The sequence below is a fragment of the Mesorhizobium sp. M4A.F.Ca.ET.090.04.2.1 genome, assembly GCF_003999085.1.
Lineage (GTDB): Bacteria > Pseudomonadota > Alphaproteobacteria > Rhizobiales > Rhizobiaceae > Mesorhizobium.
On record NZ_RZOT01000334.1, the window covers coordinates 1 to 6,697 of the forward strand.

Genomic DNA, 6,697 nt, shown 5'->3' on the forward strand with positions numbered 1-6,697 from the left:
GCCTCATGTCATTGGTGCCGCACGAACTGCAGCGCAAGGTCGAAGCGCTGCAGTTCGTGCGGCACCAATGACATGAGGCCGGCCGACAGGGCGCCGGAATTGATCGCGGCAAAGGACGCCGCGCCCGTCAGAAACGGCAGCAGCCAGTCCTCGATACGGTCGAGCAGGGCGGCGTCGGAAACATCGGGCCAGGGTGCGCCGAGGCCGCGATTGAGCCAGCCGAGCCGCTGCCGCAGCGTCTCGGCCTCCTTGCCCCAGTCGAGCAGCGACAGGCCATGCTCACGCAGGGCTTCGAGGATCGCCCGATCCGCGTCGACGCCGGACGGCGCCGGCAGCATGCGCTCGGCCAGTGTGATGGCGCCGAGCCGGGCTGTCTCGCGCACGCGCACGGCGCGCCGGTCGCGATCGAAGCTTGTCTCGCGCCGGATCTCGATGCGGTCGGCAAGGGCGGCGCGGATATCGGTCTCGTCGACCGGAGCGGCGGCGGTGATGCGGGCGTTCTGCGCCTTGCCCTGCAGGTCGGCAACGACCAGCCAGGTCTCGCCCGCCAGCGGATCGGCGGCATCGACCATGGCGCCCGAACCATTGGCCAGCACGAAACGGCCGCGTTCGCCGCGTGCTTTGGCGACGCGGTCCGGCCAGGCGTGGATGAGGTGCGCGCCGGCACTCTGACCCTCCCCCCTCGGGGCGGAGGGTGTAGCCTGCCTCGCCAGCCGTTCGGCGAGCTGGCGGGCCGACACGGCACGCGGCGACTTCTCGGTTCGAAAGCGCATCAGCCGGCGTTCGAGATCGGCGCCGTCGCCGCCGAGCCCGCGCTCAGTGAGCAGCACGGCAAGGGTGGCCGCCTCCATCGCGTGGCCGGTTGCGGCGGCTTCGGCGACCATATGGGCAAGCCGCACCGGCAGCGCGAGCTTGCGCATGGCGGCACCGGCGTCGGTGAGACGCCCGGCGTCCTCGATGGCATGCAGGGCGACCAGCAAGGCCCTCGCTTCGTTGAGCGCCGGAACCGGTGGCAGATCGAGGAAGGACAGGCTCGTGGGATCGGCGACGCCGAAGGCTGCGCAGTCGAGCAGCAGGCCGGAAAGATCGGCCTCGAGGATTTCAGGCGGGGTGAAGGCGGGAAGTGCCGCGGTCTGCTCGGCCCGCCACAGCCGGATGGCCACGCCTGCTTGCGTGCGGCCGGCGCGGCCGGCTCGCTGGTCGGCGGAAGCCCGGCTGACGCGCACCGTCTCCAGTCTGGTCAGGCCGCTGGCCGGCTCATAGCGCGGCAGCCGCGACAGGCCGGAATCGATGACGACGCGCACGCCGTCGATGGTGATTGAGGTCTCGGCGATCGAGGTCGCCAGCACCACCTTGCGGCGGCCCGGCGGCGACGGCCTGATCGCCGCGTCCTGCGTCTTGTTGTCGAGCTGGCCATAGAGCGGCACGATGTCCGTGTCGGCACTGATGCGATCCCGCAGCCGCTCTGCGGTGCGCTCGATCTCGCGCTGGCCGGGCAGGAAAGCGAGCAGGCTGCCGCTTTCCTCGGCAAGCGCCGTACGGATCGCCATGGCCATGGCGTCCTCGATCGCCGTGCCCGGCGACCGCTGGTCATAGCGAATGTCGACCGGGAAGGCGCGGCCCTCGCTCTCGATCACCGGCGCGCCTGACAAGAGTCTGGCCACGCGCGCGCCGTCGAGCGTCGCCGACATGACCAGCAGGCGCAGGTCCGGCCGCAACGCGCCCTGCACGTCGAGCGCCAGCGCCAGGCCGAAATCGCCGTCGAGCGAGCGCTCGTGGAACTCGTCGAAGATGACGGCGGAGACGCCGGGCAGTTCGGGATCGTCGAGGATCATGCGCGAGAGAACACCCTCGGTGACGACGAGGATTTTCGTCCGCGCCGAGGTGCGGTTCTCCATGCGCATGGCATAGCCGACGGTTCCGCCGGGTTCCTCGCCGAGCAACTCGGCCATACGGCGGGCGGCGGCGCGAGCGGCGAGCCGGCGCGGCTCGAGCAGGATGATCCTGCCCGCGCCGAGCCACGGCGCGTCGAGCAGCGCCAGCGGCACCAGAGTCGTCTTGCCGGCGCCGGGCGGCGCCACCAGCACGGCGCTGCTCTTCGTCGCCAGCTCTTCGCCAAGAGCCGGCAGCACGGCGGAGACCGGAAGCTCCGGCAAGGGGTTGGTCTTCATCACGCCCGCATATCAGCGCCCATGGCCAGCACGCAACAACGCGCTGACGGCCACCTCAAAGCCTGGTGCGCGAAAATGGATTCCAGCGCACCGTGCCCAGCCGCACCTCCTCGCGCACCATGGTGAGCAAGCCGGAGGCGCCGACTACGGCGAGGCCGATGAGCGACAGCACGTCCGGATATTCGTGGAAGAACAGCGCGCCCAGGATCACGGCCCAGACAATCTGCGAATAGTGCATCGGCGCGATGCGGTTGGCCGGCGCGTATTTGGCGGCGAGCAGTTGCATCAGTTGCCCGCCGGCGGTGAAGGCGCCGGCCATGGCCAGCCAGGCGAACTGCACGGGGTTCGGCAACGCGAAGGCGGCGGTAGCGGCACCAGCTCCGTTGAACAGCAGGCCGTAGCCAACCAGGACACCGAGCATGGACGTGCGCTTCTCCTGCTGGGCAAGCGAGCGCATCAGGATGACGCTGGTGGCGGCGAGAAAGGCATTCACGAAGGCGGCCAGATGGCCAAGGTTCAATTCGCGAAAGCCTGGCCGCACCACCAGCATCACTCCGGCGAAGCGGCGACCACGGCCAGCCAACGCCACGGGCCGACCTTTTCCTTCAGGATGACGGTCGACAGGACGGTGACCAGCAGGGGCGCCAGGAAGATCAGCGCGTAGACTTCGGCCAGCGGAATGTGGGTGAAGGCGTAGACGCTGAGCACGCCGGAGGCGATGCCGCACCAGGCCCGGGCCTGCACGGCCCATGGCCGCTTCATGCGCCAGAAATCACGCCAACGCTCGTTTGCCGGACGGGTGAAGAAAAGGAGACAGCCGGCAAACAAGGTGACGAAGAAGCCGATCTCGAAGACGGTGAACTGTCCGCCCAGGCTCTTGATAACGGCATCGCTGCCCGAATAGCTTGCATAGGCGAGCAGGGCGAGCAGGATTCCGTTCGGCACGTTTTTCCATTTCCGGGGAGAGAAGAGTGAGAGTATTGGCGCTCGGCGCGCATCCGGACGACATTGAGATATTCATGTTCGGTACGATGGCCGCCTATGCCGCGCTAGGCGCAGAACTGACTTTCGCCATAGCCACGGACGGCGCCAAGGGCGGCAAGGGCGCTCCGGCAACCCTTGCCCGCGCGCGCCGCGAGGAAGCGACGGCGGCGGCAGGGCTGCTTGGCGTCGTCCCGCGCTTCCTCGACTTTCCCGACGGGGCGCTCGTGGCCGACGCCGCCCTGATCGGCGCGCTGAGGACGCTGATCGGCGAGGTGAAGCCCGATCTCGCCATCACCCATGCGCCGAACGACTATCATGGCGACCACCGTGCGCTGTCGGACGGCGTGCGCATCGCGGCATCGTTCGCGGTGCCGGTGCTGCATGCCGATACGCTTGGCGGCACCGGCTTTTCGCCGACGCATTACGTCGACATCTCCGGCCATGCCGGGATCAAGGCTGACGCGATCCGGGCGCATCGCTCGCAAGACCCCGAGCGCTTCGTCGAGGCATCGCGGACGCTGAACGCCTTCCGCGCCAGCCAATGCAACGGCGCCTCGGGTGCGCTTGCCGAAGCCTTCCGCTTCGAGCCGGTCTTCCCCTTCGCCGACATCCGCGCCCTGCTGCCGCCGGCGCCGCCGATCCGGCCAGTGACGGTGAGTTCGAAGACCGTGCAGCAAGCGGGCTGACAACGAACGGCCGGAACGGTCGGCGGTTATTTTCCAACGATTTCAAGCGTGCCTTCCGCCATGTTGCGGCGCAGCAACGAATTCGCTTGCGTTGTTTAGTAAAAAGAGCATCACTAAACAAATTACTAAACATCCGGCGCTCAGCGCACCGTCACGTTTAGGCCCCCGGAGGAGCGGGGGTTGAGGGCTCTTGAAACCGTCATCCGGACGCGTTTCGCAAATGGGAGGAAGGCATGAAATCGACCTTGAAACTGGCGTTGGGTCTGGCCTCGGCGATCACCGCGTCGACCGCCGTCTCGAACGCCGCGCATGCGGAAGACCTGACGCTTTGCTGGGCCGCCTGGGACCCGGCCAACGCACTCGTGGAACTGTCCAAGGACTTCACCAAGGAAACCGGCATCGGCATGAAGTTCGAGTTCGTGCCGTGGACCAACTATGCCGACCGCTTCCTCAACGAGCTCAACTCGCACGGCAAATTGTGCGACCTGATAATCGGCGACAGCCAGTGGATCGGCGGCGCCGCCGAGAACGGCCACTATGTCAAGCTGAACGACTTCTTCGACAAGGAGAAGATCAGCATGGACGACTTCGTGCCGGCGACCGTGGTCGGCTATTCGGAATGGCCGAAGAACACGCCGAACTACTGGGCACTGCCGGCCATGGGCGACGTCGTCGGCTGGACCTACCGCAAGGACTGGTTCTCCAAGCCGGAGCTGCAGAAGGAATTCAAGGAGAAGTACGGCTGGGATCTCGGTCCGCCGGCGACCTTCGATCAGCTGAAGCAGGTCGCCGAATTCTTCCAGAAGCGCGAGATCGACGGCAAGACGGTCTATGGCGCCTCGATCTATACCGAGCGCGGCTCGGAAGGCATCACCATGGGCGCCATGGACGTGCTCTACAGCTTCGGCTTCCAGTATGAGAATCCGAAGAAGCCCTACGAGATGGAAGGCTTCGTCAACTCCGAGAAGTCGGTGAAGGGTCTGGAGTTCTACAAGGCGCTCTATGATTGCTGCACCCCGCCCGGCGCCTCGAACAGCTATATGGGCGAAGGCGTCGACGCCTTCAAATCCGGCCAGGTGGCGATGCACATGAACTTCGCCTTCACCTGGCCTGGCCTGCAGAAGGACGAGAATGTCGGCGGCGACAAGATCGGCTATTTCGCCAATCCCAAGGGTCCCGACGGCGACCAGTTCGCCCAGCTCGGCGGCCAGGGCATCTCGGTGGTCTCCTATTCCGACAAACAGGAATCGGCGCTGAAATACATCAAGTGGTTCGCCAACAAGGACGTGCAGGCCAAGTGGTGGTCGCTGGGCGGCTATTCCTGCCTTAACGCGGTGGTCAAGGACCCGAAGTTCCCGGCCAGCCAGCCCTATGCGCAGACCTTCCTCGACTCGATGGCCATCGTGAAGGACTTCTGGGCCGAGCCGAGCTACGCACCACTGCTGCAGGCCTCGCAGAAGCGCTTCCATGACTATGTCGTGGCCGGCCAGGGTTCGGCCAAGGACGCGCTCGACGGCCTGGTCAAGGACTGGACGCAGGTGTTCCAGGACGACGGCAAGATGTAAGGCTCCTCCCGGGCCAGACCGCAGCGTCCCGTGCCGCCCTTGGCACGGGACGCAGTTCAGATAAATTCCATCGCAGAGACATCCAAGTGACCGATGCAGGACTGACCATGCTCAATCGGACTGCGGACAACGTTGCCCGGGCCACGCCGGAGCCGTTGGCCCGCCGGGTCCGGGGCATCAGCGACAAGGGCCTCGCCTGGCTGTTCATCTCGCCGACGATCCTTTTGCTGCTCGCCATCAACATCTTCCCGCTGTTCTGGGCGATCTATCTGTCCTTCACCAACTACCGCGCCAACCGCCCGAACGAGGTGGTGAAGAACCTGGGGCTTGCCAACTACAAGCGCATCCTGACCGACCAGGACATCTGGATCGCCATGCAGACGACGGCGCATTTTGTCTTCTGGACCATCCTCCTGCAAACGGTGATCGGCTTCACGCTGGCCTGGCTGATCGACCGCAAGTTCCGCGGCCACGCCTTCTGGACGACCATCATCCTGGTGCCGATGATGCTGTCGCCGGCGGTGGTCGGCAATTTCTGGCGCTTCCTCTACGAGCCGCAGATCGGCCTGTTCTCCTATGTCATCTCCTTCGTCACCGGCATTCCGCCGACGAATGTGCAAATGCTGTCGAACGTCGACCTGGCGCCGTGGTCGATCATCATCGTCGACACCTGGATGTGGACGCCTTACGTGATGCTGATCTGCCTCGCCGGCCTGCGCTCGATCCCCGAATACATCTACGAGGCGGCCGAGGTCGACCGCGCCTCCAACTGGCGCCAGTTCTGGTCGATCACGCTGCCGATGGCGCTGCCCTTCATCATGCTGGCGGTGCTGTTCCGTGGCATCGAGAACTTCAAGATGTTCGACATGGTCAATCTCTTGACTGGCGGCGGGCCGGGCTCGACCACCGAGGTCGCGTCGATCACGCTGAAGCGGCAGGCCTTCGAGAGCTGGCGCACCGGCTATTCCTCGGCCTTCGCCATCATCCTGTTCGTCGCCGTGTTTGGCCTGGCCAACATCTACGTCAAGGCGCTCAACAAGGTGAAGCAGAGATGAGCCTGACATCAGCCCATTCCGTCGTCGCGCCCTCGGCGAATTCGAAGCTGGTCGCCGGCACGATCATCGTCGCCTATGCGCTGATCTCGATCGTGCCGCTGCTGTGGATCTTCGCCACCAGCTTCAAGACGCCGCCGGATTCGATCGCCTATCCGCCGAAGATCGTGTTCCAGCCGAGCATCGAGGGGTATTGCAACCTGTTCACGACGCGCACCCGGCAGACGCCGGAATACATC

General features: G+C 65.6%; 4 protein-coding genes and 2 pseudogenes. 4 read left to right on the plus strand and 2 right to left on the minus strand.

Annotated features, from left to right (window positions below; genetic code table 11):
• Positions 1-8 precede the first annotated feature (8 nt).
• Together hrpB and EN781_RS36015 are read right to left on the minus strand one after the other, a co-directional pair.
• Positions 9-2,171, minus strand: coding sequence for an ATP-dependent helicase HrpB (hrpB, locus tag EN781_RS21720; RefSeq protein WP_245492629.1), 2,163 nt, complete (start codon positions 2,169-2,171; stop codon positions 9-11).
• A gap of 55 nt (positions 2,172-2,226) precedes the next feature.
• Positions 2,227-3,116, minus strand: a pseudogene (locus EN781_RS36015) (DMT family transporter).
• Positions 3,117-3,142: 26 nt separating this feature from the next.
• Here EN781_RS36015 and EN781_RS21730 point away from each other — a divergent pair.
• From EN781_RS21730 to EN781_RS21745, 4 genes and pseudogenes are all read left to right on the plus strand, one after another.
• A complete protein-coding gene (locus EN781_RS21730; RefSeq protein WP_126056825.1) occupies positions 3,143-3,841 on the plus strand; it encodes a PIG-L deacetylase family protein in 699 nt (232 codons plus the stop codon).
• Between the two features lie 233 nt (positions 3,842-4,074).
• Positions 4,075-5,406 carry an ABC transporter substrate-binding protein gene (locus tag EN781_RS21735; RefSeq protein WP_126056826.1) on the plus strand — a complete coding sequence of 444 codons (1,332 nt, stop codon included), beginning with the start codon at positions 4,075-4,077 and terminating at the stop codon, positions 5,404-5,406.
• A gap of 107 nt (positions 5,407-5,513) precedes the next feature.
• The gene (locus tag EN781_RS21740) at positions 5,514-6,461 is read left to right on the plus strand and encodes a sugar ABC transporter permease (RefSeq protein WP_126059255.1); all 948 of its coding nucleotides are present in this window, start codon (positions 5,514-5,516) and stop codon (positions 6,459-6,461) included.
• Positions 6,458-6,697 (plus strand): annotated as a pseudogene (locus tag EN781_RS21745) (carbohydrate ABC transporter permease); the annotation flags it as partial. The gene EN781_RS21740 and the pseudogene EN781_RS21745, both read left to right, overlap by 4 nt.

Excerpts from the sequence above, each read along its gene's own strand:
- hrpB (WP_245492629.1), bottom strand. The coding sequence starts at position 2,171 with ATGAAGACCAACCCCTTGCCGGAGCTTCCGGTCTCCGCCGTGCTGCCG.
- EN781_RS21735 (WP_126056826.1), top strand. The coding sequence starts at position 4,075 with ATGAAATCGACCTTGAAACTGGCGTTGGGTCTGGCCTCGGCGATCACC.
- EN781_RS21740 (WP_126059255.1), top strand. The coding sequence starts at position 5,514 with ATGCTCAATCGGACTGCGGACAACGTTGCCCGGGCCACGCCGGAGCCG.